Here is a 26,291-nt window from a genome sequence, read left to right as displayed (position 1 = left end):
GGTCCGCCATCCCGGGCGCCGGCCCGTGTCGCGGCCGGCCGATAGGCTGCCGGACATGTCTTCCCCCTTCATGATCGCGTTGCGCGGCTACGACATCAAAGAGGTCGACGGAGTCCTGGCGCAGGCTGACGAGGCGCTGGCGTCGGGCAGCGAGAGCCTGCGCGCGTCGGCCCGCGAGGCGTTGCAGTCGGCCGCTTTCCGGACGCGGCTGCGCGGCTACGATCGCCGCGAGGTCGACGACGCGATGCGGGATCGGTTGAACCGGTTGGGCCGGTGAGCCTCTCCTGGCGCGGGTGAACCTGGGCAGGCTCGACGAAGGCCGGGTTCGGAGCGGCGGCTGATATAGTCAGCCGTCGAAGTCCGGAATCGTTTCTACGGATCCGTGGACGCTTGTCGAGGGCGAGCCGCACCGGCATGCCGGGTCGCGGTACCGACGGGCCTGACCCGCCGCGTGCTCGTACCTCTGAGGAGACCCAGTCATGTTCACCAGACGACACCGTCTTGCCGTCTTCGCCAGCGCCACCGCCGCGATCATGGCCGGCGGCGTGCTCACCGCCACCGTCGCCCAGGCGGCGACCGCCTGCCGCGTCGACTACGCCGTCACCAGCCAGTGGCAGGGCGGCTTCGGTGCCAGCGTGACCATCAACAACCTCGCCGACCCGGTCAATGGATGGACATTGACCTGGACCTTCTCGGCGGGGCAGACCGTCACCCAGATGTGGAACGCCAGCCACAGCCAGTCCGGCGGTCAGGTGTCGGCGACGAACGTCGGCTACAACGGCAGCATCGCGACCGGCGGCAGCGTCTCGTTCGGGTTCAACGGGTCGTCGAACGGCACCACGAACCCGGTCCCGACCAGCTTCGCCATGAACGGGGTTACCTGCAACGGCGGCACCGCGCCGACCACCGCGCCGCCGCCGAACCCGACCACCCCGCCGCCGAACCCCACGACACCCCCGCCGAACCCGACGACGCCGCCGCCGACGACCGGTTGTGGTAGTGGTGCGTTCAATGCCGAGGTGACGGTGTCGGGGGGTACCTGGACGGCCCGTAATGGTGGGAGCACGGTCTACACCGGTGGCGGGATGCTTGAGGCGATGCAGGCGGCGGTGAACAGTTTGTCGGCTGGTCGGTCGTCGAAGCAGCGGGTGGTGGTGCGGGGGTCGGGGTCGATGTCGGCGGGTTCGCGGTTGTCGTTGCCGTCGTACACGACTCTTGCGGTGTGCGGGACGATCAACGTGACCGGTTCGGGGTCGGGTGACTACGCGCCGGTGTACTCGCGGGGGGCCACGGATGTGGAGGTGCAGAACCTGACCCTGACGGGTTCGCCGTTGTATGGGATCTTCGCCCGCAACGTGAACAATTTGACGTTGGGGCAGATCGACATGCGGCTGTCGAGCGGGTTGGGGGTGCGGATCGACAACCACGGTGGGGACCGGGCGGTGAAGGTCCGCAACGTGCGCATCGACAACGTGTACGTCTCGGGTACGGGTGCGCACGGGGTGGAGACCTACGGTGTCGACGGGTTGACGATCGGGACGGTGACGGCTCGGAACACCGGCTATTCGGGGTTGCTGCTCAACGACACGATCAACGCGACGGTGGGGACGGTGGACGCGCAGAACGCCGGCGCGGGGACGGGGTACGCGGCGTTTCGGATGGCCAACCGTAACGGCCGGGTCGGCAGTGGTTATCCGACGAACATCCGGGTGGGTAACGTGATCGCCTCCGGTGGTGGTCGGGGGATCTTCTGCGTGTCGGAGTCCGGCGGCGCGGTCATCGACCGGGTGACGATTACGAACACGGGCAACAACGCGATCCTGATCGAGAACTGCTACAACGTGACCATCGCCGGGATCTCCGGCACGGTCACCGGTGGTGGTGAGGTCCGCATCGCCTCCCGTACCGAGTTCCCGATCTCGTCGGGGATCCGTTTCCAGAACCTGACCGTGACCAACACCAACATCCGCCAGAACCCCTGCGGCGGCGCGAACAACACGATCAGCAACGTCAACCGGGTCAACTCCACCCTCTACTGGTGCTGAGCCGCTAGCCACCTTGGTCCGCCGGCTCCGGGTCAGACCCGGAGCCGGCGGACCGCCTGCATGATCAGGAGGCCGACCGCACCTCCTGCACCGTGCGAGACAGGAGGCAGAACTCGTTGCCCTCCGGGTCGGCCAGCACCGTCCAGGTGGCGTCCGCCGGCTGACCCACGTCCACCAGGCGGGCGCCCAGCTTCACCAGCCGGGCGATCTCCTCGTCGGTCGACGAGCCGTCGGCCCGCAGGTCGAGGTGGAGTCGGTTGTGGCCGGTCTTCGGCTCGGAGACCGGCAGCACGTCGATGGTCGGCCAGGACGCGTCGGCCGGGGCGATGCTCACCCCGGCGGCGTCCTGCTCGACCACCCGCCAACCGAGCGCGGCGGCCCAGAACTCGGCCACCCGGGGCGGGTCGATGGCATTTATGGCGACGACGGCGATGCGGCTGGTCATGTCCCGGAGTTTCCCGTAATTCGCCGGCGGACACCACAACCGGCCGGCCTTCCCGTATCTTGGTCCTGCTCCGTCGTGACAGGTACGTCACGGAGCGCTGATGTCGGCGCGGCGAACGAGGTCGGAGGGCGGCATGCAACCGCGAGACGGGCGCGAGGGACGACCGACGTTGGCCAGTTTGGACTTCTTCGGCGAGCCGGACCGGCTGTCGACCGACCCGCCCGCGCGGGCCGGCGTGCTCCCCCGCGGCGGCCCGGGCGGCGCTGGCCGGTGGGGGTCGACGAGCATCGAGAACTCCGGTCACCAGTACGGCGCCGACCGGTCCAACGCGGTCCGGGTGCAGGTCGACGCGCGCGGGCGGGTCGAGACCGTCGACATCGACCACCACTGGCGGGAGCGGGTCGCGGTGGCCGGCTTCGCCGCCGCCGTCTTCGAGGCGTACGCCGAGGCGCTGCGCAAGACGTACCAGCTCGCCGCCCGGACGGCCCTGCGCACCGATCGGCCCGCGACAAGCGGGCGCCCGACGGTGATCGGGCAGCGATCCCCTGTGGAGGACCCGGCGCCCCGGGAATGGGCGCGGCGGACCCGGGCCACCCTCGACGAACTCGGCGCCGAGCTGGACCACCTGGCCGGCCGTCGCCCCACCGCCGGCACGCCGGAACGGACGGTCGCCAGCCCGCGCGGCTGCCTCACCCTGCGGCTGCGGGGCCAGCAGTTGACCGCCGTCGACGGCGACCCGCGGCGGATCGGCGCCGCCGGGCCGGAACAGCTCCGGCTCGACCTGCTCGCCGCGTTCCGGGCCGCCGAGTTGACCACCCGCACCTGAGCCGACCGTCCACCCACCGCCACACCGCCGCCGCAAAGGGAGCGACCCATGGCCCAGATCACCGCCGTCACCGAACCACTGCGCGCCGAGGCGCGGAAATGGCGCGGCCTGGCCGACCAGGCCGGCGCGGCGAGCCGCGCGGCCGGGCGGCTCACCCTGCACCCGGCTGCGTTCTTCATCGGCGACGGCAACATGACCACCCACGCCGAGGCGTATGAGACGTTCCGGTCCTTCATGACGGTGGTGCTCGATGCCGCGACAACCGAGTTCGAGCAGCTCGGCGCGGCCGTCGACCGGATCGCGGACGCGTACGACCAGGCCGACGCGATGGTCGCGGTCGACCTGGACCGGATCTACCGGCGGTGAGCGCCGCGGGCCGGGCCGACCTGGCTGGTGCCGAAGCAGAGCGGAGAGGCCGACGATGAGCCAGCCGGAGCTTCCGGAGATCGACTACTCGGAGCCGTTGAACCGGGCCTTCGCACAGATCGACGCGGGGGTCGAGCTGGCCATCGTCACCTTCAACGACATCGTCGACCAGGTCCGGCGCTGGTTCTTCAGCGTCGCCCCGCCGGTGCTGCTCTGGGTCCGGCGGCGACTGGGCGAGGTACGCGAGGCGCTGCGCGAGGTGGTCGACCGGGTCGAGCGGGCCGCCGAACACCAGACCCCGGTGCTGGCCCTGATCTCCACCAGCTTCGCCTGGCTGGAGCAGGTGCGGATGCCGGTCTCCGGGTGCGTGTCGGCGATCGGCGAGCCGGCCGACGACCGCTTCGCCGCCTGGACCGGCGACGCCGCGACGGCGTACGCGGCAAAGGTCGACCGGCAGCGGGCCGCCGCGGCCGAGGTGGCGGACCGGGCGGACTTCATCAGCCGCTGGCTGTTCGAGATCGCCCGGGCCAACGTCGACTACGCGATCGAGCTCGCTCGGATCGTGACCGCGCTGGCCGGCAAGCTGGTGGAGGCCGCGATCGAGATCGGCACCGTCATCGACATCCCGTGGGCGATCGAGGCGCTGGCCGAGGCGACCGGTGACCTGGTCCGGGCCGGCCTGGACAACCTGCTGCGGATCGGCGAACGGTTCGTGGACGCGATCGGCAATGTCCGCGACGTGCAGGCCAGGCTCAGCGACCACTCCCGGTTGCCCGGCGGCGAATGGCCGCAGGCGGTCCGCGGCTGACCGGCGGATTGATTTGCCAGAAAAAGGGAGAATTGTCCGATCGGGTGGGCGTGTTGACTTGACTGGACGAGATCAACTGCCCGAAGGGATCGCGCGGGTCACAGCGGTCCCGCTACCGTACTGGTAACACGCGCGTCGCTACGGTCCGGAAGCGTCCCGCCGGTGGCACGCGCCGAACTGTGATGGGTTGGTGAGCCATGTCCGGATCACCACAGTCCGACGGCCGGCTGTCGGAGGTGAAGTTCCTGACCGTCGCCGAGGTGGCGACGCTCATGCGGGTCTCCAAGATGACGGTGTATCGACTGGTGCACTCCGGCGACCTCACCGCCGTGCGGGTCGGCCGGTCGTTCCGGGTGCCCGAGCACGCGGTGCACGACTATCTGCGGGGAGCGTTCCAGGCATCGGCCTGACCGCGGTTCCGGTCGGCCGCGACCGGGGGCGCTGTGGTTCGGTCGGCCGGCGGAGGCTACCCTTGACAACGACCGTGACCCCACCTCGGTGCGTTCCACACCCGCCCGGCGGGTCCGGTCCGTTGTCAGTTCGGTTACCGGCGGCGCCTCAGGGTGGCTCCCGGTCCGACCCGCTCGCCGCACTGGAGAGGCTTTCGTATGGGCTCGGTGGTCAAGAAGCGCCGCAAGCGCATGGCAAAGAAGAAGCACCGCAAGCTGCTGCGCAAGACCCGCGTCCAGCGTCGCCGTCTCGGCAAGTGACCACGGCCGGGCTCCGGCCCGGCCCGTGGCAGCACCGTCGATCTGCCGATCTTCGACAGGCCCAGGTGATGACGTGGCGGCAGGCCGGCACCGACCCGCGCCTGCCGGTCGGGAGCGCACCGTGACCTCCGGCCGGTCCACCCGGGCCCCGGGGGTCGTTGTGGTGACCGGCGTCAGCCGGTTCCTCGGCGCGCACGTCGCCGCGCGCCTGGTCGCCGACCCCCGGGTCGGCCGCGTCGTCGGCCTCGACCCGTCCGACCCCGTCGACGAGCTGGTTCCGCTGCTCACCGGCGTGGAACGGGTCCGGGCCGACCCCGGCTCGGTCGGCAGCATCATCGCCGACCTGCACGCCGACGCGGTCGTACACCTGGCCCTGGCCACCGCGCCCGACAAGCAGAACGGCGGCCGGGCCGCGATGAAGGAGCAGAACGTCATCGGCACCATGCAGCTGCTGGCCGCCTGCCAACGGGCGCCCGGGCTGCGCAAGCTGGTCGTCCGCTCCTCCACCGCCGCCTACGGCGCCTCGTTCCGCGACCCGGCGGTCTTCACCGAGGACACCGAACCGCGGGCGGTACCCCGCGGGGGATTCGCCCGGGACATCCTTGACATCGAGGGGTACGTCCGGGGCTTCCGCCGGCGCCGGCCGGACGTGACCGCGACCGTGTTGCGGTTCGCCCCCTTCATCGGCTCGATCGCCGAAACCACGCTGACCCGCTACTTCGCCCAGCCGGTCGTGCCGACCGTGCTCGGCCGCGACCCCCGGCTGCAGTTCGTGCACTTCGACGACGCCTTGGAGGTGCTGCACCGGTCGGTGGTGGGAGAACACCCCGGCACCTTCAACGTCGCCGGACCGGGCGTGCTCGCCCTCTCCCAGGCGATCCGTCGGGCCGGCCGGATCGCCGTACCGGTGCTGGAGCCCGGCCTGTCCGGGGCCGCCGGCGTCGCCCGCCTGCTCGGCTTCGGGCGCTACAGCCTCGACCAGGTCGACCTCTTCGTGCACGGCCGGGTGGTGGACATCACCAGGCTGACCAACGAGTACGGCTTCACGCCCCGGTCCACGGCCGCCGCCTTCGACGACTTCATCGCCGGCCACCCCGACCGGACGGTGCTCGGGCCGACCCAACTCGCCCTGGCCGAGCAGGCGATCCTGGACGGCATCCGGCAGGTCCGCGCCACCGTACGGGAGCGGTCATGACCGCCGAACCGAACGGCGGCCCGCCCCCGGTCAGCCCCAACGGCGGCCCGCCCGCGGCCAGCCCGAACGGCAGCGCCCCGGGGATGACCGGCCGGTCCGGCGCCGGAAGGCTGCCCGGCGGCTCCGGCGCCGGACCGGTGCCCGGTGGCTCCGACGTCGTACCGGTCGGTGGCTCAGCCGCCGGCGGCCCGGCGGTTGGTCAGCGCGGTGACGTCTGGGACCGGCGGGTCGCGGCCGGGCTGGCCTTCCTGCGCCGCCGCCTCTCCGGGCAGTACGAGGTGGACGAGTTCGGCTTTGACCCGGAACTGACCGACCAGGTCTTCCACCCGATCCTGCGGATGCTCTACCGCGACTGGTTCCGCACCGAGGTGACCGGGCTGGAGAACCTGCCCCGCACCGGCGCCGGTCTGGTGGTCGGCAACCACTCCGGCACCGTGGCGCTGGATGCGCTCATCCTCTCGGCGGTGCTGCGCGATCAGCACCCGGCCCGCCGCTACCTCCGGCTGCTCGGCGCCGACCTGGTGTTCCGGGTGCCGGTGCTGTCGGAGCTGGCCCGCAAGACCGGCGGCACGATGGCCTGCAACTCCGACGCGGAACGGCTGCTCGCCGGCGGCGAACTGGTCGGCGTCTTCCCGGAGGGGTTCAAGGGCGTCGGGAAGCTCTACGCCGACCGCTACAAGCTGCAGCGGTTCGGGCGGGGCGGGTTCGTCTCGGCCGCCCTGCGGACCGGAAAGCCGATCATCCCGGCCGCCATCGTCGGCGCCGAGGAGACCTATCCGATGCTCGCCGACGTCAAGCCGCTGGCCCGGCTGCTCAAGCTGCCGTACTTCCCGCTGACCCCGACGTTCCCGTGGCTGGGTCCGCTGGGCATGGTGCCGCTGCCCAGCAAGTGGCTCATCGAGTTCTGCCCGCCGATCTCCACCGAGGGCCTGGCCGACCACGCGGACGACCCGCTCGTCGTGTTCAACCTCGCCGACCAGGTCCGGGAGACCATCCAGCAGACCCTGCACAAGCTGCTGGAGCGGCGGCCCGATCCGTTCGGGCCGTGAGCGCGCCCGCTGGTCGGTAGCTCAGTCCAGGCTGCGCAGGTCCAGCCCGCTCCAGCCGGTGATCTCGGAGCCGCCGGTGGACCACCAGAGCCGGCCGCTCCGGTACAGCACCGAGCCGATGCCCTCGGCCACCGTCACCGTCCGCTCCTCGCGCAGGTCGTAGAGGAGCAGCTGCTGGGTGCCGGTGGCGGTGCGCTGCGCATCGGAGAGGGACAGCACCTCGAACCGGTCCAGCACCGCCACGTCGATGATCGAGGCGGTCGCGGTGCCGGCCGCCACCTCCCGGCGGTCGGCGCCATCCGGGCGCATCAGGTCGATCCGGCCCGGCCCGTCGCTGCCCAGCACCAGCACCCGGCACCAGGCCGGGCTGCAGCTCACCAGCTCGGTGCCGGCCGCATCCACCTCGATGATCTTGCGAGCTTCCAGGTCACGCAGCTGGATCGGCCCGCTCTCGCCGGTGCCCGCGCTGACCAGCCAGGGCCAGGCCGACCGCGCCCAGGCGCCCGGCTCGGTGCGGATCTCGACGGTGCCGCCGGCCAGCGGCACCGACCGCAGCTCGGTGGCGGTCTCCTCGCCGGGCGCGACCGCCACCCAGTGCAGCCGCTCGGAGTGCAGCAGCAGGTCGTACTCGGAATTGAAGAAGACGACGTCGCCGGCGTCGGCGGTGAGCTGGCGGGCCGGCTGGTCCGCGGCCAACCCGGCCAGCCAGAGCGTGGTGCGGCCCAGGCCGTCCGGATCGTTCGTGGTCTCGGCCCAGGCGATCCGGTCACCCGCGACGGTGACCCCGCTGTACTGCGGCGCGATGTCGGTGGGCAGCCGGCGCAGCTCGCGCACCTCGCCGGCGGCGGTGTGCACCAGCAGCCGTAACGCGTCCCCGCTCGGGCTGGGGGCGGTGCCCACCGCGGCCCCGCCGTCGAGCAGGTAGACCGGATTGAACGCCGGGCCGTCGGGCAGCGACGCCGGGATCTCCACCCGCTGGGCGTCCGGCCAGGCCTGCTCGACGGTGAACACCGCCTGCTCGGCGGGCTCCGAGCCGGCCGACGGAAGCACCAGCAGCACGGTCGCGGCGACCAACGCCACCGCCAGCCCGATCAGGCCGGACCGGGAACTGGCAAGCCTCATCGGACCTGCCACCTCCGCCGGGCGGCCAGCCCCGCGGTGACCGCGCCGGCCACCAGCCCGGCAGCCACCGTCGAGGGTACGGCGATCCGCGCGGCCCGCCGCCCGGAGCGGAAGTCGTGCACGGTCCAGCCGCGCAGCCGGGCCTGCTGCAGCAGCGCGCCGTCCGGGTTGACCGCGACCGGCCGCCCGACGGCGGAGAGCATCGGGATGTCGTTCGCCGAGTCGCTGTACGCCGCGCAGCGGCGCAGATCGAGCCCTTCCACCTCGGCGAGCTGCCGGACCGCGTCGGCCTTGGCCGGGCCGTGCATCAGGTCGCCCACCAGCCGCCCGGTGTAGGCGCCGCCGCGGATCTCGGCCACCGTGCCGATGGCGCCGGTCAGGCCGAGCCGGGCGGCGATCACCCGGCCGATCTCGACCGGGGCGGCGCTGACCAGCCAGACCCGCTCCCCGGCGGCCAGGTGCAGCTCGGCCAGGGCGCGGCTGCCCGGCCAGATCCGGCTGGCCATCAGCTCGTCGAAGATCTCCAGGGTGAGGCGCTCCAGCTCGTCCACCCGCCAGCCCTCGACGAACGCGAGCGCGGCCTGCCGGGCGTGCGACATGTCACCGGGGTGCTCGGTGGCGAGCAGCCGGAACCGGGCCTGCCGCCAGGCGAACCGGGCCAGGTCCCCGGCGGTGAAGTAGTTGCGGGCGGCCAGCCCGCGGGCGAACCAGTAGAGGGAGGCGCCCTGCAGCATCGTGTTGTCGATGTCGAAGAACCCGGCGGCGGCGCGCTCCGGGCCCGGCGCGGACGGCGGCGGCTCGGCGAGCCCGGTCGTGCCCCAACCGGCGATGTGTCCGTGCGCGTCGGCGCTGACGGTCACCTTCGGGGTGCGGGCCACCCGATGCTCTCCCTCCGCTCGATGGACGGCACGCGCCGCGGCGGCGAGGCGTGCCTCCAGCGAGGGTAGCCGCAGTCGCCGCCGGTGCGTGGGCGGAGGCGACTCAGTCGACGGACTTGCGGTCCGTCCGGTCGATCAGGTCCTCCGGCTTCGGCTGGACCTCGGCGGAGTCGTCGTCCGCCGGCTGGTCGGTGTCCGGCCCGGCCGGGGCCTTCCGCTCCGCGCGGGGCGTCTCCGGTGACCGGACCTCACCGGCGCCCTCGTCGGTCGGCGCGGACGGTTGGTCACCGATCGGCGCCCGGCTGATCGGGCACTGCTGCGGCAGCGGGCCGAGCGAGTCCGGCCGGCCGGCCACCGGCTCGGCACCGCAGAGCAGTGCCATCCGCAGGCCGTCGGCCCGCGCCTTGATCTGGTCCAGCAGGGCGAGCGACTGGCCGGCCCGGCGCCGTTCGGCCGCGGTGGCGCCCTCGCGCAGGGTGGCCACCTGGCGGTGCTGGGAGGTCAGGAAGGTGACGATGGTGTCGAGCGCCCCCGCGTCCCGCCGGTCGACGGCTGCGGTGGTCAGCAACCGGACACCCTGCCTGGTGTCGTCGTCCATGTCGTCGAGGACCGCGTCGAAGCCGTACACGTCGCCCTGGACCGCCTCCGCCTCGGCCAGCCGGGTCCGGGCGAACTCCAGGAAGAGTTGGCCGCGGCTCAGGTCCGAGCTGGTCAGGGCGAGCTGGGCGCGTTCGGTGGATCGCTTCATCCCGTACAGGGCGTCGCCGGGCAGGGCGCCTTCGCTGGCCGCGGACATCCCCGACACGGCGATCGCCCCGGCGGCGACGGTGACCACGATGGTGCGGCGCGCCCGACGTCGGGTCTGCTGGGCGCGGGCGGCTGGCGACAGCCCGGCCGCGTTCTGACGCCAGAAGGGCCGGCTGGCGGGCTCCTCGATGGCGGTGCTGCCGATGCCGTCCCGCTCGGCCGTGGCCATCAGGCTGGCGCGCAGGGCGGACCGGAACTCCGGGTCGAGCGGCGCGGCCGGCGAGGTGTCACAGACCCGTTTGCCGAAGGCGACCAGGCTGGTCAGCTCGTCGTCGTGGCGGGACCGGACATGGTGGCGGCGACCGCCGTTGGCTTCGTCAAGAAGTTGCGCGAAGCGCTCGGCGCGCCGGCGGTCGAACATTTCTCTGCTGCTACCCACCGCCGGCACCTCCCTTCGCTGTTCACGGCCCCGTGCGATCGGCCGTCATCGCTGGCCGGAGCGACTGCGGCGGCGGACCGGTCGCGGTGGTCCGAGCCCGGTCAGCTGGCTGAGCCGGTGGTCCGCAGCGGTGCGGAATGAACCGCCGGTCGCACCCGGACAAACGGTTGTCGGGGTGGGACGGTTACGGCCACGCGGCGGCGGATATCACGAAGAGTGAGGGGCGTCGCTGACCGCGCGGTGGACCGGCTCACGGTTGGAACCCGTCCGGCAGCAACCGGGCCAGCGCCCGGACCGCGCGGTACTGCAGGGCCTTGATGGCGCCCTCGTTCTTCCCCATCGCCTGGGCGGTCTCCGCGACTGAGAAGCCCTGTAGGAAGCGGAGCACGATGCACTCCTGCTGTTCGGGGTTGAGCTGCTTGACCGCGGTCAACAGGGCGACGTTCGTGATGTGCTCCACGACGGCGGCCTCGGGGCTGCCCTCCGGGCCGCGATCCTCGCGGTCCGCATCCAGAACGTCACCCGTAGTAACTTCCAGTCGGTACCGACCGGACTTGAAGTGGTCGGCGACGAGGTTGCGGGCGATGGTGACCAGCCACGCGCCCAGGTCCCGGCCCTGCCAGGTGAAGCTGCCGATCCGCTTGAGCGCCCGCAGGAAGGTGTCGGAGGTCAGATCCTCCGCGAGTTGCCGGTTGCCCACCCGGAAGTAGACGAACCGGAAGACCGTGTCCACGTACCGGTCGTAGATCAGACCGAACGCCTCCGACTCGCCGGCCTGGGCGCGTTCCACCAGCGACCAGACCACGTTCGCCGGGTCGGAGGGATCCGGCCGGTCCGGGTAGCCGGTCGGGCTGCCGCCGGCCGGCCGCGGGGTGTCCTGGGCCGGCACCACCGGCAGCAGGGCGGTCTCCGCCTCGGCCGTGGTCGCCCGCCCGCCGCCGTCCGGCGCCGCCGGTTGCCCGGGAGGCTGCTGCCCCGGCGTCGGTTGCCCCGGTGTCTGCTGGCCGGGGGTCTGCTGCCCCGGGCCGGGCTGGTTCGGCATCGCCGGTCGCGGTGGGGTGGCCACCCGGCCGCCGATCGGCTTGGCGTTGCTCCCGGGCGGCGCGTGCCGGGCCGGGGTCTCGTTCGGATGCGGCCGGTTCCGGGTGCGTTTCGGGGTGCCGTCCCCCCGGACCGCCAGGCTCAGCATGTCGTCCATGGACAGCCGGAGCGCGGTCAGCCCTTCGGCGAGGGCGCGTCGCGCGCCGCTCACCTCCCGGCTGGCCGGCCTGCCCGGATGACCACCGGAACCCTGCCAGTGCCCGCGTCCGTTCGCGTACCCGTATGTGCTCACTTGGCCTCCCCGACAGCCCGCGCCGGCACGGAAGCGGGGCGGCACGGGGCGGCCGCGGCCACGGGGTTCGCGCGGCGCGGTGCGCGACCCCGGATCGTGCGGGCCGGGCGCGCCGTGGGGCGGCACGCGCCGGTGAGGTGCTGGTGCGGTGCTCTTACAGGCACGGCGGCCTCCTCGGGCTGAGGGGTGTCGACTCACGGCAAAAGGGGTGAGCCGACCCGAGTGATGATAGGGCCAACGTCACCCGTGTGTGGCGAGTCCATTACAGAGGTGCCGAAGTATTTCGCCGATCAGCCCATGCCGGCCGCACGTACTGTCCGCTGTCGGATCGGTGACAGGCCGTTGAAGAGGGCTCTGACCAGGCAAGACAGCCGGACATGCCGAAGGCCGGCACGGGCTTGCCGTGCCGGTGATGGTCTTGCTAAAGATGCCGGCCGGACCGGGCCGGCGAGCCCGGCAAGGTGATCGGGCCGCTTCCGTGGAAGGTACCGCCCCGGCGAGCGGTAGTCGAGGCGTGGCGATCGGGATCACGGCTGTGCCAGACTCAGCGACCGTGCAGGAAGGACTGGGCGCCACTCTCGCCGACCGGATCCGGCTCACCGCCCAGGATCGGCCCGACCGACCAGCGCTGCTCGCCGACGACCGGATCGTCACCTGGGCCGACCTGGACACCGCTGTGGACCGGACCGCCGCCGCCCTGGCCCGGACCGTCCAACCCGACCCCACCCGGCCGCCCACCGGAGCCGGCACCGCGGCCGGGCCGGCGGCCCGGGTGGCCATCGCGCTCGGCAACGGGGTGGACTTCGTGGTGGCGTACTTCGCCACGCTGCGAGCCGGGCTGGTCGCGGTGCCGGTGAACCCCGACTACACGGCCCCCGAACTGCGGCACGTGCTCGCCGACTCGGGCGCCAAGGTGCTGATCGGCACCGCCCCGGTGCGGGAACTGGTGGCCGGGCTCGGGGCCGAGCTGCCGGCGCTGGCCCGGTCCCTGCCCGCGCCGCCGACCGCCGAGCCCGACACCGGCGCGGGCGGGTCGCCGGGTGGGGCCGGGTTGGACGACCTCGCCGTGCTGCTCTACACCTCCGGCACCACCGGCCGGGCCAAGGGCGCCATGCTGTCGCACCGCGCCCTGCTCGCCAACCATGAGCAGCTCGGCCGGATCGAGCCGCCGGTACTCGGGCCGGACGACGTGGTGCTGCTCGCCCTGCCGCTGTTCCACGCCTACGGGCTGAACTCCGCGCTCGGCGCCGTCGTCCACCACGGGGCGTGTGGCGTACTCGTCGACCGGTTCGAACCGGCGGAAGGGCTGGCGCTGATCGCCCGGCACCGGGTGAGCGTGCTGGTCGGCGTACCGTCGATGTTCGCCGGTTGGGCGGCCGCCGGCGCCGACCGGCCGGCGTCCGCCGGGGAGCTGGCCGCCGTCCGGCTCGCGGTGTGTGGCGCCGCGCCGCTGGACCCGGCCGTCGCGACGCGCTGCGCCGCCCTGTTCGGCACGCCCGTGCAGATCGGGTACGGCCTGACCGAGACCGCTCCGGTGCTGACCTCGACGCTCCCCGTCGACCGGCCCAAGCCCGGCTCGATCGGCCGCCCCATCCCCGGCGTCGAGGTGCGGCTGGTCTCCGCCGCCGGGGACGAGTTCTGGCGCGCGCAAGGCCGGGCCACCCGGGCGAGCACCGACGGCGCCGGGCCGGACGGCACCGGGCCCGGCGACGACGGGCCGGAGTTGGATCTGCCCTCGGCCGGCACGGACCCGGGCCAGCTCGTGGTCCGGGGGGACAACCTCTTCGCCGGCTACTGGCCGGACGGGCGGGACGGCCCGGACCCGGACGGCTGGTGGCCGACCGGCGACGTCGGCTACGCGGACGCCGACGGTGATCTGTTCCTGGTGGACCGGCTCGGCGAGCTGATCCTGGTCAACGGCTTCAACGTCTACCCACGCGAGGTGGAGCTGGTGCTCGAGGCGCATCCGCAGGTGCGGGAGTCGGCCGCGGTGGCGGTGCCGGACCCGCGCACCGGCCAGGCCGTCGAGGCGTACGTGGTCCGCACGCCGGGCAGCTCGCTCACCGCCGACGAGGTGCTGGCCCACTGCGCGACCAGCCTGGCCCGGTTCAAGCGGCCGACCCGGGTGCGGTTCGTCGACACGCTGCCCCGGTCGGTGATCGGCAAGGTTCGCAAGACCCAGCTCAGATCGGAGTACGGCGATGCGTGAGGCCCGGTTGACCCTGATCACCCGGTCCGGCTGCCACCTCTGCGAGGTGGCCAAGGAGGCGATCGAACGGGTCACCGCGGTGACCGGGGACCGCTGGGTCGAGGTGGAGCTCAACGGCGACCCGGAGCTGGAGGGCGAGTACGGCGACCGGGTGCCGGTGGTGCTGCTGGACGGCCGGGAACACGGCTACTGGCGGGTGGAGGAGGACCGGCTGCTGCGGGACCTGACCGCACCCCGACCGTGAGCGCGGGCACCCGCCCGCGCGGTGCGGGTGTCGGTGCCGGGTCGTATCGTGCCGGGGTGGACCTCGCGCGCAGCCACCTGGTCTGGGACTGGAACGGCACCCTGCTCAACGACATCGACCTCGTCGTCGCCTCGACGAACGCCGCCTTCGCCACCGTCGCCGGGCCGGTGGTCTCCGCCGACGAGCACCGGCGGCGGTTCCGCCGCCCGATCGCGGAGTACTACGCCGAGGTGCTGGGCCGGCTCGTCGACGCCGACGAGTACGGGCGGCTGGACCGGATCTTCCACGACGCGTACCGGGTCGGGCTGACCAACTGCGAGCTGGCGGCCGACGCCGCCGCGGCGATGCGGGCCTGGGCCGGTTCGCAGTCGCTGCTGTCCATGTGGTTCCACGACGAGCTGGTGCCGACCGTCGAGACCTACGGGTTGACCGGCGTCTTCGCGCGGGTCGACGGCCTGCGGTCCGCGGTCGGCGGCGGGCCGAAGGCCGGGCATCTGGCCGAGCACCTGACCGAGCTCGGCCTGGACGGCGGGTCGGTGGTGCTGATCGGGGACTCGATCGACGACGCCGAGGCGGCCGAGTCGGTCGGCGCCCGCTGCGTGCTCTACACCGGCGGCTTCACCGACCCGGATCGGGTGCGCCGCTCCGGGCGGCCGTTCGCCGACACGCTCACCGAGGCGGTCGAGATCGCCGCCGGCCTGGACTGAGGGCCGGGGCGGTGGTCAGCCGCGCAGGTAGGTCAGCACCGCGAGGACCCGGCGGTGCTGCTCCTCGTCGGGCGGCAACTGCAGCTTGGTGAAGATGTTGCGCACGTGCTTCTCCACCGCGCCGTCGCTGACCACCATCGCCCGGGCGATCGCGGTGTTGGAGCGGCCCTCGGCCATCAGCCCGAGCACCTCCCGTTCCCGGGGGGTCAGCTCGCGTAGTGGGTCGTCGCGGCGGCGCCGGACCAGCAGCTGCCCGACCACCTCGGGGTCCAGGACGGTGCCGCCGGCGGCCACCCGGTTCAGCGCGTCGAGGAACTCGTCGATCGCGGCCACCCGGTCCTTGAGCAGGTAGCCGATGCCGCCGCCGGAGCCGACCCCGCCGACCGGTTTGACGGTGGCCAGCAGGTCGTCGGCGTAGGAGACCTCGACGTACTGGGAGAGGACCAGGATCGGGGTACGGGGCACCCGGCGGCGGGCCTCGACCGCGGCCCGGAGCCCTTCGTCGGTGTGTGTGGGCGGCATCCGGACGTCGACGATCGAGACGTCGGGCTGGTGTTCGACGACCGCCTCGACCAGGGCGTCGCCGTCGCCCACCGCCGCCACCACCTGGTGGCCGTGCTCGGTGAGCAGCCGGACCAGCCCCTCCCGGAGCAGTACGGCGTCGTCGGCGATCACCAGGCGCATGGAGCCTCCCCTCCGGGCTTGGACGGGATCAGCATGGCAGCCGGGCGTGGATCTCGGTGGGGCCGCCCGGCGGGCTGGTCACGGTGAGCGTCCCACCGGTCGCCCGGGTCCGGTCGGCGATGCCGGCCAGGCCGTGCCCCTTGGAGAGGTGGGCGCCGCCCTCGCCGTCGTCGATCACCACGATGTCCAGTCCGTGTTCGGTCCGGGTGACGGTCAGCCAGCACTCGGTGGCCCGGCTGTGCTTGGCGACGTTGGTGAGCGCCTCGGCGACCACGAAGTAGGCGGTGCTCTCCACCGCCGGCTCCAGCCGACCCTCGGGGGTGCCGAGCCGGGGGTCGACGGTCAGCTCGATCGGGATCACCCCCCGGCCGGCGAGCGCCGCCAGCGCACTGGGCAGGCCCCGGTCCACCAGGATCGGTGGCGCGATGCCCCGGGAGAGGGCCCGCAGCTCGGCCAGCGTGTCCCGGGTCTGGGTGAGCGCCTCGTCGATGGTCCGGCCGGCCGCCTCCGGATCGGTGGCGAGCTGTTGGCGGGCCCGGCTGAGGTCCATGGCCAGCCGCACCAGCCGTTGCTGCGGCCCGTCGTGGATGTCGCGTTCCAGCCGGCGCAGGGCGGTCGCCTCGGCCGACACGGCGGCCCGCTTCTGCTCCTCCAGCACGGTGATCCGGTTGCGCATCTCGGCCACCCCGGTCAGCAGCGCCCGGGCGAAGCCGGCCTGCATCAGCGCGCAGCCGCGTACCACGATCGGGAGGGTGATCAGGAAGAACAGGCCCATCGCGGTGTAGAGGCCGATCCGGGCCGCCGCGGAGTCGCCGAGCCCGAGCAGCTGGTGCAGCCCGTCCCCCTCGGGATACGGCGGGATGGTCCAGTCGTACGCCCAGTAGAACGAGCCGGCGATGGCGGCGACCCACCAGGCGACCGTGATCACGAAGGTGGCCGAAGCAATGGCGATCTTGAGGCAGCCGTGCGCCAGGTCGAGCCAGGACTGGGCGTCGGCGATCGGTACGAAGATCCGCCGCCAGGCGTTCGCGCCCGGCTCGGCGATCCGGTAGTGCGGTCGGATCCGGGGTTGCCGGAGCACCGCGGGCAGCCGGAGCCGTTCGATGTCGGCCCAGCCGCGGGCGGCGTAGAGGGTGCCGGCGAGGATCGGCAGGCCGATCACGGAGACCGCGAGCGAGACGCCGGCCACCAGGCCGGCCAGCAGCACGATGAAGCTGGCCAGTCCGAGCGGGAGGCCGAGGAGCACGTAGCCCGAGTCGATGCCGAGTTGCCGGAGCATGCTTGGTGGGCCGGGCTCGACACCGGCGGACAGGGGTTGGGACGCGCTCATGTCGTCGACGCTAGGCAGCACGGCCGGCCACTCCCATCCCATCGGCCGGTCTTTTCCTGGTAGGGCTGGCCCCACCGGCCGGCGTGGCGGCCGGTACGACTGGGCGGAGAAGTCTGAATTGCGCCATAATCGCCGCACCACCGCCCCGCACCCCGTTTATCCGATCTTGAGAACGGAGGACCTGATGAACCGCGGTCGCGGTCTTACAAGATCGCGATTTGTGCACGTCTTCACAAGCGCCTACTCTGTTACACCGACGAGCCCTGCTAGCACAGCCGGTCACAGTGGCCGCCAGCGGGAGCCCCATAGTGACCGGTCGGTCGGGCCGGTCGACGATCGCACCGCACGGAGTCGCATGAGCCAGGACCGTCCCGCCGGCGTCGCGGGCCGCACCGGTGCCGTTCCGGCGCTGCCGGACCTGCCCGAGGCCACGGTGGCCCGGCTCCCCGAGTACCTCCGCGCGCTGCACCACCTCGCGGAGGCCGGCAACGACACCATCTCCAGCGAGGGCCTGGCCGCGGCGGCGGGGGTGAACTCGGCGAAGCTCCGCAAGGACCTCTCCCACCTCGGCTCGTACGGCACCCGCGGGGTCGGCTACGACGTCGCGTTGCTCGTCGACCAGATCGAGTACGTGCTCGGACTCACCCAGCGGCGGGCGGTCGCGCTGGTCGGCGTGGGTAATCTCGGTCACGCTCTCTCCGGGTACGCCGGCTTCGCCACCCGGGGTTTCCGGATCGCGGCGCTCTTCGACGCCGACCCGGCCCGGGTCGGCGAACGGATCAACGGGGTGCTGGTCCGGCACATCGACGACCTGGAACGGACGGTCGCCGAGGAGGCGATCACGATCGGCGTCATCGCCACCCCCGCGACCGCCGCGCAGCAGGTGGCGGCGCAGCTGGTGGCCGCCGGGGTCACCAGCATCCTCAACTTCGCGCCGTGCGTGCTCTCGGTCCCCGACGGCGTCGACGTCCGCAAGGTGGATCTCGCGATCGAGCTGCAGATCCTGTCGTTCCACGAGCACCGCAAGTCCTCGCTCACCTCGCTGCCGGCGACGGCGGGCGCCGGCCTGGCCGCCGTGTCGGCCGGGCTGGCCGCCACCGGCACCACCGACGCGGCCCCGGGCGCGCACCGCCGGCCGTCGTCGCACCCGGACGCCCCGCCGCCCCGGATTCGCCGGGCGGCGCCGGACGCCCCGCCGGCCGGGGTACGCCGACCGGCAGACCCTGATGCAGAGGCGGTCGGTACGTGAACCTGCTCGTCGTCGGCGCCTCCTACCGCACCGCTCCGGTCGGCACCCTGGAGCGGCTGGCGGTCGCCCCCGCCGACCTCCCGGACTTCCTCGGCCGGCTGCTCGCGCTGCCGTACGTCGGCGAGGCCGTGGTGGTCTCCACCTGCAACCGGGTCGAGGTGTACGCCGCGGTCTCCGGGTTCCACGGTGGCCTCGGCGACATCTGCTCGGTGCTGGCGGCCAAGGCCGGCTGCCCACCAGCGGCGCTCGCCAACCACCTCTACGTGCACTACGACTCCGCCGCCGTCGAACACGCGTTCCGGGTCGCGGCCGGGCTCGACTCGATGGTCGTCGGCGAGGCGCAGATCCTCGGCCAGCTGCGGGACGCCTACCACGCGGCGAGCGAGTCCGACAGCGCCGGCCGGTTGCTGCACGAGCTGATGCAGCAGGCCCTGCGGGTGGGCAAGCGGGCGCACACCGAGACCGGCATCGACCGGGCCGGCCAGAACGTGGTCACCGCCGCGCTGGGGCTCGCAGCCGGGCACTTCGCCGACGGCCTCGCCGGCCGCCCGGCGCTTGTCGTCGGCGCCGGCTCGATGGGCGCACTCGCGGTGGCGACGCTCTCCCGGCTCGGCGCCGGGTCGCTGACCGTCACCAACCGGGGGGCCGACCGGGCCGCCCGGCTGGCCGGGGCGTACGGCGCGCACGCCGTCCCGATCGCCGACCTGGCCGCCATCTTGTCCACTGTAGACATCGTAGTGGCCGCCACGGCGTCCACGGAAGCGGTCCTCACCCGCGACCTGGTCGCCCCGGCGGTGGCCGCCCGGCGATCCGCCGGCCGGTCCACCCTGGTCCTGCTCGATCTCGCGGTGCCCCGCGACATCGAACCGACCGTCGCGGACCTGCCCGGCGTCGAGGTGATCGACATCGACTCGCTGGCGGCCGGGCTGCCGGACGGACCGGCCGCCACCGAGACCACCGCCGTGGCGCAGATCGTCGCCGCCGAGGTGGAGGCGTTCCTGAGCTGGCTGCGCGGCGCGGACGTGGCGCCGACCGTGGCGGCCCTGCGGACCCGCGCCGACGAGGTGGTCGCCGCCGAGCTGGGGCGACTCGCGCAGCGCCGCCCCGACCTCACCGACGACCAGCGGGCCGACGTCGCCCACACCGTGCACCGGGTGGTGCAACGCCTGCTGCACTCGCCGACCGTACGGGTCCGCCAACTCGCCGCCGAGCCCGGCGGCGACCAGTACACCGCGCTGCTGCGCGAACTGTTCGACCTGGAGGTGCCGCGCACCGGCCAGGTGGACCGGATCCCGGACATCGGGTACTCCGGCACCGGAACGGGAGATGGTCGATGACCGCACTGCGACTCGGCACCAGGGGCAGCACGCTGGCGATGGCCCAGGCCGGGCAGATCGCCACCGCGCTGCGGGACGCCACCGGCCGCGAGGTCGAACTGGTCGAGGTGACCACCGCCGGCGACCGGTCCAGCGCCCCGGTGCAGCGGCTCGGCGTCGGGGTCTTCGTCTCCGCGCTGCGCGACGCGCTGGAGGCCAAGGAGATCGACTTCGCCGTCCACTCGTACAAGGACCTGCCCACGGCGGCCCACCCCGGCCTGCACATCGCGGCCGTACCGCCCCGGGAGGACCCACGCGACGCGCTGGTGGCCCGGGACGGGCGTACCCTCGCCGAGCTCGCGCCCGGCGCCACGGTCGGCACCGGTGCGCCCCGCCGGATCGCCCAGCTGCACGCCCTCGGCCTGCAACTGACGGTCACCCCGATCCGCGGCAACATCGACACCCGGCTCGGCCGGGTGCTCGGCCCGGACGCCGACCTCGACGCGGTGGTGCTGGCCCGGGCCGGGCTGGCCCGGATCGGTCGGACCGCCGAGATCACCGAGACGCTCGATCCGATGCTGATGCTGCCCGCGCCCGCCCAGGGCGCGCTCGCGGTGGAGTGTCGGCTCGACGACCCGGACCTGATCGAGCTGCTCGCCCGGCTCGACCACGCACCGACCCGGGCCGCGATCACCGCGGAACGGACCTTCCTGGCCACCCTGGAGGCCGGCTGCAGTGCGCCGGTCGCCGCGTTCGCGGTCATCGCCGAAGGCGAACCGGACGACTCCGGCGGGGCCACCGATGAGATCTACCTGCGCGGGGCGGTGATCAGCCCGGACGGTGACCGCGACCTGCGGCTGTCCCGCACCGGTACGCCCGCCGAGGCGGCGGAGGTCGGCAAGGCCCTCGCCACCGAACTGCTCGACCTCGGCGCCGACACGATCCTCGGCACGCCCAACTCCACCGGCGCGAGGACTCAGGAATCTGGAGCTACAGGATGACCCGCACCCGTAAGCCCGCAGGCCAGATCGCCTTCGTCGGGGCCGGCCCCGGCGACCCGGGCCTGCTGACCCGCCGGGCGCACGACGCCCTGGTCGACGCCGACCAGGTGATCTTCGACCGGAGCGTGCCCGACTCGCTGCTGGCCGCCATCCGCGCCGAGGCCAAGGAGGACGCCCAGTTCACCCCGGCCGAGGGCGCCCCCGGCGACGTGGCGAAGGTGCTGATCTCGGCGGCCCGGTCCGGCCTCGCCGCCGTGCACCTGGTCGCCGGCGACCCGTTCGGGCACGACTCGGTGGTCAAGGAGGTGCAGGCGGTGGCGCGTACCGCCGTGCACTTCGAGGTGGTGCCCGGGGTCAGCCAGGCCGAGGGGGTGGCGACCTACGCGGGCGTACCGCTGCCCGGCGTACGGACCGCGGCCGACGTCGACGACGTCGGCGCGCTCGACTTCGAGGCGCTGGCCGCCGCGATCGGCCGGGGCTCGCTCGCGCTGGCGGTCGACGCCGGCGACCTGGCCGCCATCCGGGACGGCCTGCTCGCCGCCGGCGTGGACGGCACCACCGCCGTCGGGGTGACCGGCGACGGCACCGGCGAGACGCAGTACACCACCACCTCGACGGTGGACAGCTTCGTGGCCGCCGCGCTCGGCTTCACCGGCCGGGTGGTGCTCACCCTGGGCGCCGGGGTCGGCCAGCGCGACAAGCTGAGCTGGTGGGAGAACCGGCCGCTGTACGGCTGGAAGGTGCTGGTGCCCCGGACCAAGGAGCAGGCCGGCGTGATGAGCGCCCGGTTGCGGGCGTACGGGGCGATCCCGTGCGAGGTGCCGACCATCGCCGTCGAGCCGCCGCGCACCCCGGCCCAGATGGAGCGGGCCGTCAAGGGCCTGGTCGACGGCAGGTACGCCTGGGTGATCTTCACCTCGGTCAACGCCGTCCGGGCGGTCTGGGAGAAGTTCGCCGAGCACGGCCTCGACGCCCGGCACTTCGGCGGCGTCAAGATTGCCTGCATCGGGGAGGCCACCGCGGACGCGGTCCGGGCGTTCGGCATCCGGCCGGAGCTGATCCCGAGCGGGGAGCAGTCCTCCGAAGGACTGCTCGCCGAGTTCTCCCCGCACGACGAGGTGCTCGACCCGGTCGGCCGGGTGCTGCTGCCGCGGGCCGACATCGCCACCGAGACCCTCGCCGCCGGGCTCACCGAGCGGGGCTGGGAGGTGGACGACGTGACCGCGTACCGGACGGTGCGGGCCGCGCCGCCGCCCGCCGAGATCCGCGACGCGATCAAGTCGGGTGGTTTCGACGCGGTGCTCTTCACCTCCTCGTCCACGGTGCGGAACCTGGTGGGTATCGCCGGCAAGCCGCACGCGCGTACCGTGGTTGCGGTGATTGGTCCGAAAACGGCGGAGACGGCGACGGAGTTCGGCCTGCGGGTCGACGCCCAGCCCGCGCACGCGTCAGTGCCCGACCTGGTCGAGGCCCTCGCCGCGTACGCGGTGGAGCTGCGCGAGAAGCTGGCGGCGATGCCGGCCAAGCAGCGCCGCGGCTCCAAGGTGCAGGGGCCGACGGCACTGCGGTTCCGGTAACCGCCGCGCCGCCCGACACGGCCGCCCCCCGCGGCCGGTAAGAAAGGGTCGAGCCATGCCTTACCCCGACATCCGGCCGCGCCGGCTGCGGCGCACGCCCGCGCTCCGGCGGCTGGTGGCGGAGAGCCGCCCCGCCCCGGCCGAGCTGGTACTGCCGATGTTCGTCAAGGAAGGGCTGACCGAGCCGCGGCCGGTCGGCTCGCTGCCCGGGGTGCTGCAGCACTCCCGGGACTCGCTGCGCAAGGCCGCCGTCGAGGCGGTCCAGGCCGGGGTCGGCGGCATCATGCTCTTCGGCGTACCGGCTCGCCGGGACGAGACCGGCTCCGGCGGGATCGACCCGGACGGCATCCTCAACGTGGCGCTGCGCGACCTGACCGCCGAACTCGGCGACAGCACGGTGCTGATGAGCGACCTCTGCCTGGACGAGTTCACCTCGCACGGACACTGCGGCCTGCTGACCCCGGACGGCCGGGTGGACAACGACGCCACCCTGGCCGCGTACGCCGAGATGGCGGTCGCGCAGGCCGCCGCCGGGACGGCGGTGGTCGGCCCGTCCGGGATGATGGACGGCCAGGTGGCGGCCGTTCGGCGGGCGCTGGACGCCGCCGGCCACCAGGACACCACGATCCTGGCGTACGCGGTGAAGTACGCCTCGGCCTTCTTCGGCCCGTTCCGGGACGCGGTCGAGTCGGCGTTGCAGGGCGACCGGCGCAGCTACCAGCAGGACCCGGCGAACCTGCGGGAGTCGCTGCGCGAGGTGGAGCTGGACGTGGCCGAGGGCGCCGACCTGGTGATGGTGAAGCCTGCCCTGCCGTACCTGGACGTGATCGCCGCGGTCCGCGACCGGGTCGACGTCCCGGTCGCCGCCTACCAGGTCTCCGGCGAGTACGCCACGGTCGAGGCCGCCGCCGCCAACGGGTGGGTGGACCGGGAGCAGGTCATCCTGGAGACGCTGACGTCGATCCGGCGGGCCGGCGCGCAGATCATCCTCACCTACTGGGCGGTCGAGGCGGCTCGGCTGCTGCGCGAACGCTACTAGCCCGCGGGCCGGCCGCCTCGCGCGGGCGGCCGGTCCGCGGGTCAGCGGGGGTTGGCGTCCAGCCGGTGCACCAGCTCGGCCACGTCGACGCCGTACTCCAGCCAGTCGCGGTCCGGTTGGAAGCCGAGCTCGGCGTTGACCTTGAGCATCGGCTCGTTGACCTGCGCGTTCCAGGTCTGCACCTCGGTCAGGTTCGGCTCGGCGGTGCGGAGTTCGAGCAGCATCCGGGCCTTGATCGCCCGGTCGATCCCCTGGCCGACGTGGGCCCGCGTGACGATCGTGTCGTACTGGTCGGCGCGGGTCGGGCGCTGGGCCGGCACCACCACCTCGGTCAGGCCGGCCACCTCGCCGCTGGCCTCGTGGATCGCCAGCACGATGTACGGCTTCATGCCCCGGTTGTTCAGGCAGGCGAGGCTGTCCCGCAGCTGCTGCGGGTCGTGCGAGCTGGGCCGCAGGTTGAGGTCGCCGTCGTCGATGTCGCGGGTCTCGGCCTTCGCCCGGGCGTACGGCTCGATCAGCTCATCCGGCGGGCTGCCGGGGTGGAACTCCAACCGGTAGCCCGGCGCGGCGCTCTCGGCCATCCCGCCCAGGGCGCTCCAGTCCACCGTCGGCAGGCGCAGCACGCTGCGGGTCTCGATGTACTCCTTGGCGAAGCCGAGGGCCTCGAAGAACGCCACCGCCGGGGTGTCGCCGACGACCTCCGCGCCGAGGGCGGAGAAGCCCTCCTGGTAGGTCCGCCGGGCGGCCGTGATCATCAGCTCCCGGCCCAGGCCGCGTCGGCGGGCCCGGGGATGCACCAGCACCTCCACCACGCCCATGTTGCCGAGCAGGAGCACGTGGATGTGCCCGAGGATCGGCCCGGGTTGGCCGTCCTCGGTCGGGTCGTCCTGGGCGACCCAGGATATTCGTCGCGCACCGGGCATGACCTCCGTGAGGTACTCCCGCAACGAACTGTTCTGCCACTGGGGATCCTCCGGCTGGTCGGTCGCCAAGCCCGCGTTGACAGCGTCCAGCAGCGACTCGATCTCGGCGGACGACGCGGTTCGGGGATCCCACTCGCGCACCATCACCCGTCTAGCTTGCCGCTTATAGCAGCCAGGCGAAAGTGCCTAGTTCTTCAATGTGCCGAGCTCGTCACTCTATGTGCGACTTTCTGTGCCGTACCTGTTAGCCGCCTCGAACACCGCTTGGGCGTAAGGCCGCACGTCGTTATAGGAGAGGATGGCATTCCACCAGTCCTGGGCGGTGGACAAATTCCGGCCGCCCTTGCACAGATAGTTACCAGCGGCAAGTGCCGCGTCGTCGATGTCGTGGGGGTTTTTCACCCCGTCGTTGTCGGCGTCGGCGCCGTTTTCGTCCCAGGTGGTCGGGATGAACTGCATCGGTCCGACCGCCCGGTCGTAGACCGGGTCGCCGTCCATCGCGCCGTCGTCGGTGTCGGCGATGAGTTGCCGGTCGCCCTTGCCGTCCAGCGGCAGGCCGATGATGTGTGGCGAGGCGAGCCCGTCGGACTGCAGGGTGGCGCCGTTGGCCCGGCCGTGGTTCGACTCGACCAGCCCGATCGCGGCCAGCGTGGTCCAGGTGAGCTGGCAGCCGGGCGTGGTCCGGGCCAGCACGAGTTCGGCGTAGCCGTACGCCCGCATCGCCACCTCGGAGATCACCACCCGCTGGCCGACCTGGGTGGCCCAGTCGGTGAGCACCTCGCCGGGGGCGCCGCCGATCGGATCGGCGGTGGGTTGGCCGAGCGGCGGGAGCGCGCCCGGCAGGTCCGGGGTGGGCACTCCGGGGCCGGGGGTGACCGCGGACGGCGGCAGGCTGGTCTCGGGGGTGGCGGTGGCGCCGGTGGCCTGCGGTCCGCGGCCGGCGGCCGGCACGAGAACCGCCCCGGCCACCCCGGTCGCCAGCACCACCAGCAGCAGCGACAGCCCGGGTACGGCGAGCCTGCCGGCCGGTCGCCGGGACCAGTCCCGGGTGGCCCGGACCGAGCTGGCGGCGAGCCGCCGAGGGTTCGGAATCCGCCGCCGCCCCGCTGCCGCCGGTGCGGCGGCAGCGGCCGCACCGACCGCGCCCGGCGCGCCGACCTGCGTGGCGGGGTCCGTGGGTGTCGCGGGGTCCGTGGGTGTCGCGGCGTCGGCGGGGGTGGTCGGGTCGGTGGGTGTTGAAGCGTCGGCGGGTGACGCGGCGCCGGTGGGTGTTGAAGCGCCGGCGGGTGTCGCGGCGTCGGCGGAGGTGGCCGGGTCGCCGGGTGTCGCGGCGTCCGGGTCCGTGGCGGGGTCGGTCGGCGTGGGCGGGAGGGTTGCGGAGGGCTCCGCCGGTGCTGCCGGGGTCCCCGGCGCCGCTCCCGTCGGCTCGGGATCGGGGCGGGGCTGTGCCTCCGGGGCGTCCGGACTCGTCGGTGGTCCGGCGGGGTCGGGTGGCGCGGGTGCGGGCGCATCGGTCCCGGCGCGCTGCGCGGGAATCGAGGTGGGCGGTGCGACATCCGGCGCGGGTCCGGCCGGTCGGGCCGACTCGGGGGCGGCGCCGGAGGAGGCCAGCGGTCCGTCGAATGTGGGCGCGGCGCGCCGCAGCGGCCGAGCCGTCGGGGTTTCGTCGCCGTCCGCCACGCGTTCGAGTATTACCCATTGACCGGCAAATGACAGGTGCGGCCGTAGGCTGTCGGCATGCCCCGGTACGAATACCGTTGCCGAGCCTGTGGCGACACCTTCGAGATGAACCGGCCGATGGCCGAGGCCTCCGCGCCGGCGTCCTGTCCGAGCGGTCACGACGACACGGTCAAACTTCTCTCCACCGTCGCGGTGACCGGTCGCGGCGGCCCGGCCGCCGCCCCGGCGGCGGGCGGGGGAGGCGGCTGTTGCGGTGGCGGCTGCGGCTGCTGACCGAGTCCGGCTGATCGCGGGTGGACCGGCACGATCGCCGATGTCCGAGATGTCTTTTTTGCTGATTAGTCGGCGGTTAGCACCTTGGGGCGGGCT

25 protein-coding genes and 2 pseudogenes are annotated in these 26,291 nt (G+C 73.3%); 18 read left to right on the top strand and 9 right to left on the bottom strand.

What is annotated here, in order from left to right; translation table 11 throughout:
- Window positions 1-55: 55 nt before the first annotated feature.
- Entirely contained in the window at window positions 56-277 is a 222-nt protein-coding gene (locus O7627_RS30370; RefSeq protein WP_278096875.1) for a DivIVA domain-containing protein, read from the top strand.
- 202 nt (window positions 278-479) lie between these two features.
- Window positions 480-2,045, top strand: coding sequence for a cellulose-binding domain-containing protein (locus O7627_RS30365; protein WP_278096874.1), 1,566 nt, complete (start codon window positions 480-482; stop codon window positions 2,043-2,045).
- A gap of 64 nt (window positions 2,046-2,109) precedes the next feature.
- Here O7627_RS30365 and O7627_RS30360 read toward each other — a convergent pair whose 3' ends face one another.
- Window positions 2,110-2,490 (bottom strand): VOC family protein, encoded by a 381-nt coding sequence (locus O7627_RS30360; protein ID WP_278096873.1) that lies wholly within the window; start codon window positions 2,488-2,490, stop codon window positions 2,110-2,112.
- A 169-nt stretch (window positions 2,491-2,659) separates the two neighbouring features.
- Here O7627_RS30360 and O7627_RS30355 point away from each other — a divergent pair, with 169 nt between their 5' ends.
- The 7 genes from O7627_RS30355 to O7627_RS30325 all read left to right on the top strand — a co-directional run bounded on the left by O7627_RS30355 (window position 2,660) and on the right by O7627_RS30325 (window position 7,444).
- Entirely contained in the window at window positions 2,660-3,316 is a 657-nt protein-coding gene (locus tag O7627_RS30355) for a hypothetical protein (RefSeq protein WP_278096872.1), read from the top strand.
- A 48-nt stretch (window positions 3,317-3,364) separates the two neighbouring features.
- A complete protein-coding gene (locus O7627_RS30350; protein ID WP_278096871.1) occupies window positions 3,365-3,682 on the top strand; it encodes a hypothetical protein in 318 nt (105 codons plus the stop codon).
- 55 nt (window positions 3,683-3,737) lie between these two features.
- Window positions 3,738-4,490: a hypothetical protein gene (locus O7627_RS30345; RefSeq protein WP_278096870.1), complete on the top strand. Its 753-nt coding sequence runs from the start codon at window positions 3,738-3,740 to the stop codon at window positions 4,488-4,490.
- 197 nt (window positions 4,491-4,687) lie between these two features.
- Entirely contained in the window at window positions 4,688-4,900 is a 213-nt protein-coding gene (locus O7627_RS30340) for a helix-turn-helix domain-containing protein (protein ID WP_278096869.1), read from the top strand.
- 198 nt (window positions 4,901-5,098) lie between these two features.
- Window positions 5,099-5,200 (top strand): AURKAIP1/COX24 domain-containing protein, encoded by a 102-nt coding sequence (locus O7627_RS30335; protein WP_007465623.1) that lies wholly within the window; start codon window positions 5,099-5,101, stop codon window positions 5,198-5,200.
- Between the two features lie 121 nt (window positions 5,201-5,321).
- On the top strand, window positions 5,322-6,395 hold the full coding sequence (locus tag O7627_RS30330; protein ID WP_278096868.1) for an NAD-dependent epimerase/dehydratase family protein: 1,074 nt from the start codon (window positions 5,322-5,324) through the stop codon (window positions 6,393-6,395).
- Window positions 6,392-7,444 carry a lysophospholipid acyltransferase family protein gene (locus O7627_RS30325; RefSeq protein WP_278096867.1) on the top strand — a complete coding sequence of 351 codons (1,053 nt, stop codon included), beginning with the start codon at window positions 6,392-6,394 and terminating at the stop codon, window positions 7,442-7,444. Before O7627_RS30330 ends, O7627_RS30325 begins: the two co-directional genes overlap by 4 nt.
- Before the next feature lie 21 nt (window positions 7,445-7,465).
- Here the strand turns inward: O7627_RS30325 and O7627_RS30320 are convergent, their stop codons facing one another.
- The 4 genes and pseudogenes from O7627_RS30320 to O7627_RS30305 form a co-directional block, all read right to left on the bottom strand.
- Window positions 7,466-8,566 carry a hypothetical protein gene (locus O7627_RS30320; protein ID WP_278096866.1) on the bottom strand — a complete coding sequence of 367 codons (1,101 nt, stop codon included), beginning with the start codon at window positions 8,564-8,566 and terminating at the stop codon, window positions 7,466-7,468.
- The gene (locus tag O7627_RS30315) at window positions 8,563-9,444 is read right to left on the bottom strand and encodes an HAD-IB family hydrolase (protein ID WP_278096865.1); all 882 of its coding nucleotides are present in this window, start codon (window positions 9,442-9,444) and stop codon (window positions 8,563-8,565) included. The genes O7627_RS30320 and O7627_RS30315 overlap by 4 nt, the downstream gene beginning before the upstream one ends.
- A 301-nt stretch (window positions 9,445-9,745) precedes the next feature.
- Window positions 9,746-10,612, bottom strand: a pseudogene (locus tag O7627_RS30310) (DUF5667 domain-containing protein); the annotation flags it as partial.
- Between the two features lie 268 nt (window positions 10,613-10,880).
- Complete coding sequence (locus tag O7627_RS30305) at window positions 10,881-11,834, bottom strand: ECF subfamily RNA polymerase sigma factor, BldN family (RefSeq protein WP_347404725.1); 954 nt, start codon at window positions 11,832-11,834, stop codon at window positions 10,881-10,883.
- A gap of 664 nt (window positions 11,835-12,498) precedes the next feature.
- Here O7627_RS30305 and O7627_RS30300 point away from each other — a divergent pair.
- From O7627_RS30300 to O7627_RS30290, 3 genes are read left to right on the top strand one after another with little or no spacing between them, the layout of a single operon-like run.
- Complete coding sequence (locus O7627_RS30300) at window positions 12,499-14,172, top strand: AMP-binding protein (protein ID WP_278096864.1); 1,674 nt, start codon at window positions 12,499-12,501, stop codon at window positions 14,170-14,172.
- Window positions 14,165-14,416: a glutaredoxin family protein gene (locus O7627_RS30295; protein WP_278096863.1), complete on the top strand. Its 252-nt coding sequence runs from the start codon at window positions 14,165-14,167 to the stop codon at window positions 14,414-14,416. Before O7627_RS30300 ends, O7627_RS30295 begins: the two co-directional genes overlap by 8 nt.
- A 56-nt stretch (window positions 14,417-14,472) precedes the next feature.
- On the top strand, window positions 14,473-15,123 hold the full coding sequence (locus tag O7627_RS30290; protein ID WP_278096862.1) for an HAD hydrolase-like protein: 651 nt from the start codon (window positions 14,473-14,475) through the stop codon (window positions 15,121-15,123).
- Window positions 15,124-15,138: 15 nt separating this feature from the next.
- Here the strand turns inward: O7627_RS30290 and O7627_RS30285 are convergent, their stop codons facing one another.
- Complete coding sequence (locus tag O7627_RS30285) at window positions 15,139-15,807, bottom strand: response regulator transcription factor (protein WP_278096861.1); 669 nt, start codon at window positions 15,805-15,807, stop codon at window positions 15,139-15,141.
- Between the two features lie 28 nt (window positions 15,808-15,835).
- Entirely contained in the window at window positions 15,836-17,137 is a 1,302-nt protein-coding gene (locus O7627_RS30280) for a sensor histidine kinase (protein WP_278096860.1), read from the bottom strand.
- A 355-nt stretch (window positions 17,138-17,492) separates the two neighbouring features.
- Here O7627_RS30280 and O7627_RS30275 point away from each other — a divergent pair.
- The 5 genes and pseudogenes from O7627_RS30275 to hemB form a co-directional block, all read left to right on the top strand.
- A pseudogene (locus O7627_RS30275) lies at window positions 17,493-18,236 on the top strand (redox-sensing transcriptional repressor Rex); the annotation flags it as partial.
- 146 nt (window positions 18,237-18,382) lie between these two features.
- Window positions 18,383-19,723: a glutamyl-tRNA reductase gene (locus O7627_RS30270; RefSeq protein ID WP_278096859.1), complete on the top strand. Its 1,341-nt coding sequence runs from the start codon at window positions 18,383-18,385 to the stop codon at window positions 19,721-19,723.
- Window positions 19,720-20,703 carry a hydroxymethylbilane synthase gene (hemC, locus tag O7627_RS30265; protein WP_278096858.1) on the top strand — a complete coding sequence of 328 codons (984 nt, stop codon included), beginning with the start codon at window positions 19,720-19,722 and terminating at the stop codon, window positions 20,701-20,703. Before O7627_RS30270 ends, hemC begins: the two co-directional genes overlap by 4 nt.
- The gene (locus O7627_RS30260; RefSeq protein WP_278096857.1) at window positions 20,700-22,280 is read left to right on the top strand and encodes a uroporphyrinogen-III synthase; all 1,581 of its coding nucleotides are present in this window, start codon (window positions 20,700-20,702) and stop codon (window positions 22,278-22,280) included. Before hemC ends, O7627_RS30260 begins: the two co-directional genes overlap by 4 nt.
- 55 nt (window positions 22,281-22,335) lie before the next feature.
- Complete coding sequence (hemB, locus tag O7627_RS30255; protein ID WP_278096856.1) at window positions 22,336-23,319, top strand: porphobilinogen synthase; 984 nt, start codon at window positions 22,336-22,338, stop codon at window positions 23,317-23,319.
- Window positions 23,320-23,360: 41 nt separating this feature from the next.
- Here hemB and O7627_RS30250 read toward each other — a convergent pair whose 3' ends face one another.
- Together O7627_RS30250 and O7627_RS30245 are read right to left on the bottom strand one after the other, a co-directional pair.
- On the bottom strand, window positions 23,361-24,386 hold the full coding sequence (locus O7627_RS30250) for a GNAT family N-acetyltransferase (protein ID WP_278098491.1): 1,026 nt from the start codon (window positions 24,384-24,386) through the stop codon (window positions 23,361-23,363).
- Between the two features lie 72 nt (window positions 24,387-24,458).
- Window positions 24,459-25,922 carry a lytic murein transglycosylase gene (locus O7627_RS30245; protein ID WP_278096855.1) on the bottom strand — a complete coding sequence of 488 codons (1,464 nt, stop codon included), beginning with the start codon at window positions 25,920-25,922 and terminating at the stop codon, window positions 24,459-24,461.
- Between the two features lie 57 nt (window positions 25,923-25,979).
- Here O7627_RS30245 and O7627_RS30240 point away from each other — a divergent pair, with 57 nt between their 5' ends.
- A complete protein-coding gene (locus O7627_RS30240) occupies window positions 25,980-26,195 on the top strand; it encodes a zinc ribbon domain-containing protein (protein WP_278096854.1) in 216 nt (71 codons plus the stop codon).
- Window positions 26,196-26,291 lie beyond the last annotated feature (96 nt).

The organism is Solwaraspora sp. WMMD1047 (assembly GCF_029626155.1).
Classification (GTDB): domain Bacteria; phylum Actinomycetota; class Actinomycetes; order Mycobacteriales; family Micromonosporaceae; genus WMMD1047.
Note: the sequence above shows the minus strand (reverse complement) of the source record. Positions and strands in the feature narration are given on the sequence as shown.

Bases quoted from the DNA above. Each gene is read 5' to 3' on its own strand.
- O7627_RS30345 (WP_278096870.1), top strand. From the start codon at position 3,738: ATGAGCCAGCCGGAGCTTCCGGAGATCGACTACTCGGAGCCGTTGAAC.
- O7627_RS30295 (WP_278096863.1), top strand. From the start codon at position 14,165: ATGCGTGAGGCCCGGTTGACCCTGATCACCCGGTCCGGCTGCCACCTC.
- hemC (WP_278096858.1), top strand. From the start codon at position 19,720: ATGACCGCACTGCGACTCGGCACCAGGGGCAGCACGCTGGCGATGGCC.
- O7627_RS30325 (WP_278096867.1), top strand. From the start codon at position 6,392: ATGACCGCCGAACCGAACGGCGGCCCGCCCCCGGTCAGCCCCAACGGC.
- O7627_RS30365 (WP_278096874.1), top strand. From the start codon at position 480: ATGTTCACCAGACGACACCGTCTTGCCGTCTTCGCCAGCGCCACCGCC.
- hemB (WP_278096856.1), top strand. From the start codon at position 22,336: ATGCCTTACCCCGACATCCGGCCGCGCCGGCTGCGGCGCACGCCCGCG.
- O7627_RS30320 (WP_278096866.1), bottom strand. From the start codon at position 8,566: ATGAGGCTTGCCAGTTCCCGGTCCGGCCTGATCGGGCTGGCGGTGGCG.
- O7627_RS30340 (WP_278096869.1), top strand. From the start codon at position 4,688: ATGTCCGGATCACCACAGTCCGACGGCCGGCTGTCGGAGGTGAAGTTC.
- O7627_RS30260 (WP_278096857.1), top strand. From the start codon at position 20,700: ATGACCCGCACCCGTAAGCCCGCAGGCCAGATCGCCTTCGTCGGGGCC.
- O7627_RS30360 (WP_278096873.1), bottom strand. From the start codon at position 2,490: ATGACCAGCCGCATCGCCGTCGTCGCCATAAATGCCATCGACCCGCCC.
- O7627_RS30285 (WP_278096861.1), bottom strand. From the start codon at position 15,807: ATGCGCCTGGTGATCGCCGACGACGCCGTACTGCTCCGGGAGGGGCTG.
- O7627_RS30350 (WP_278096871.1), top strand. From the start codon at position 3,365: ATGGCCCAGATCACCGCCGTCACCGAACCACTGCGCGCCGAGGCGCGG.
- O7627_RS30280 (WP_278096860.1), bottom strand. From the start codon at position 17,137: ATGAGCGCGTCCCAACCCCTGTCCGCCGGTGTCGAGCCCGGCCCACCA.
- O7627_RS30250 (WP_278098491.1), bottom strand. From the start codon at position 24,386: ATGGTGCGCGAGTGGGATCCCCGAACCGCGTCGTCCGCCGAGATCGAG.
- O7627_RS30335 (WP_007465623.1), top strand. From the start codon at position 5,099: ATGGGCTCGGTGGTCAAGAAGCGCCGCAAGCGCATGGCAAAGAAGAAG.
- O7627_RS30240 (WP_278096854.1), top strand. From the start codon at position 25,980: ATGCCCCGGTACGAATACCGTTGCCGAGCCTGTGGCGACACCTTCGAG.
- O7627_RS30370 (WP_278096875.1), top strand. From the start codon at position 56: ATGTCTTCCCCCTTCATGATCGCGTTGCGCGGCTACGACATCAAAGAG.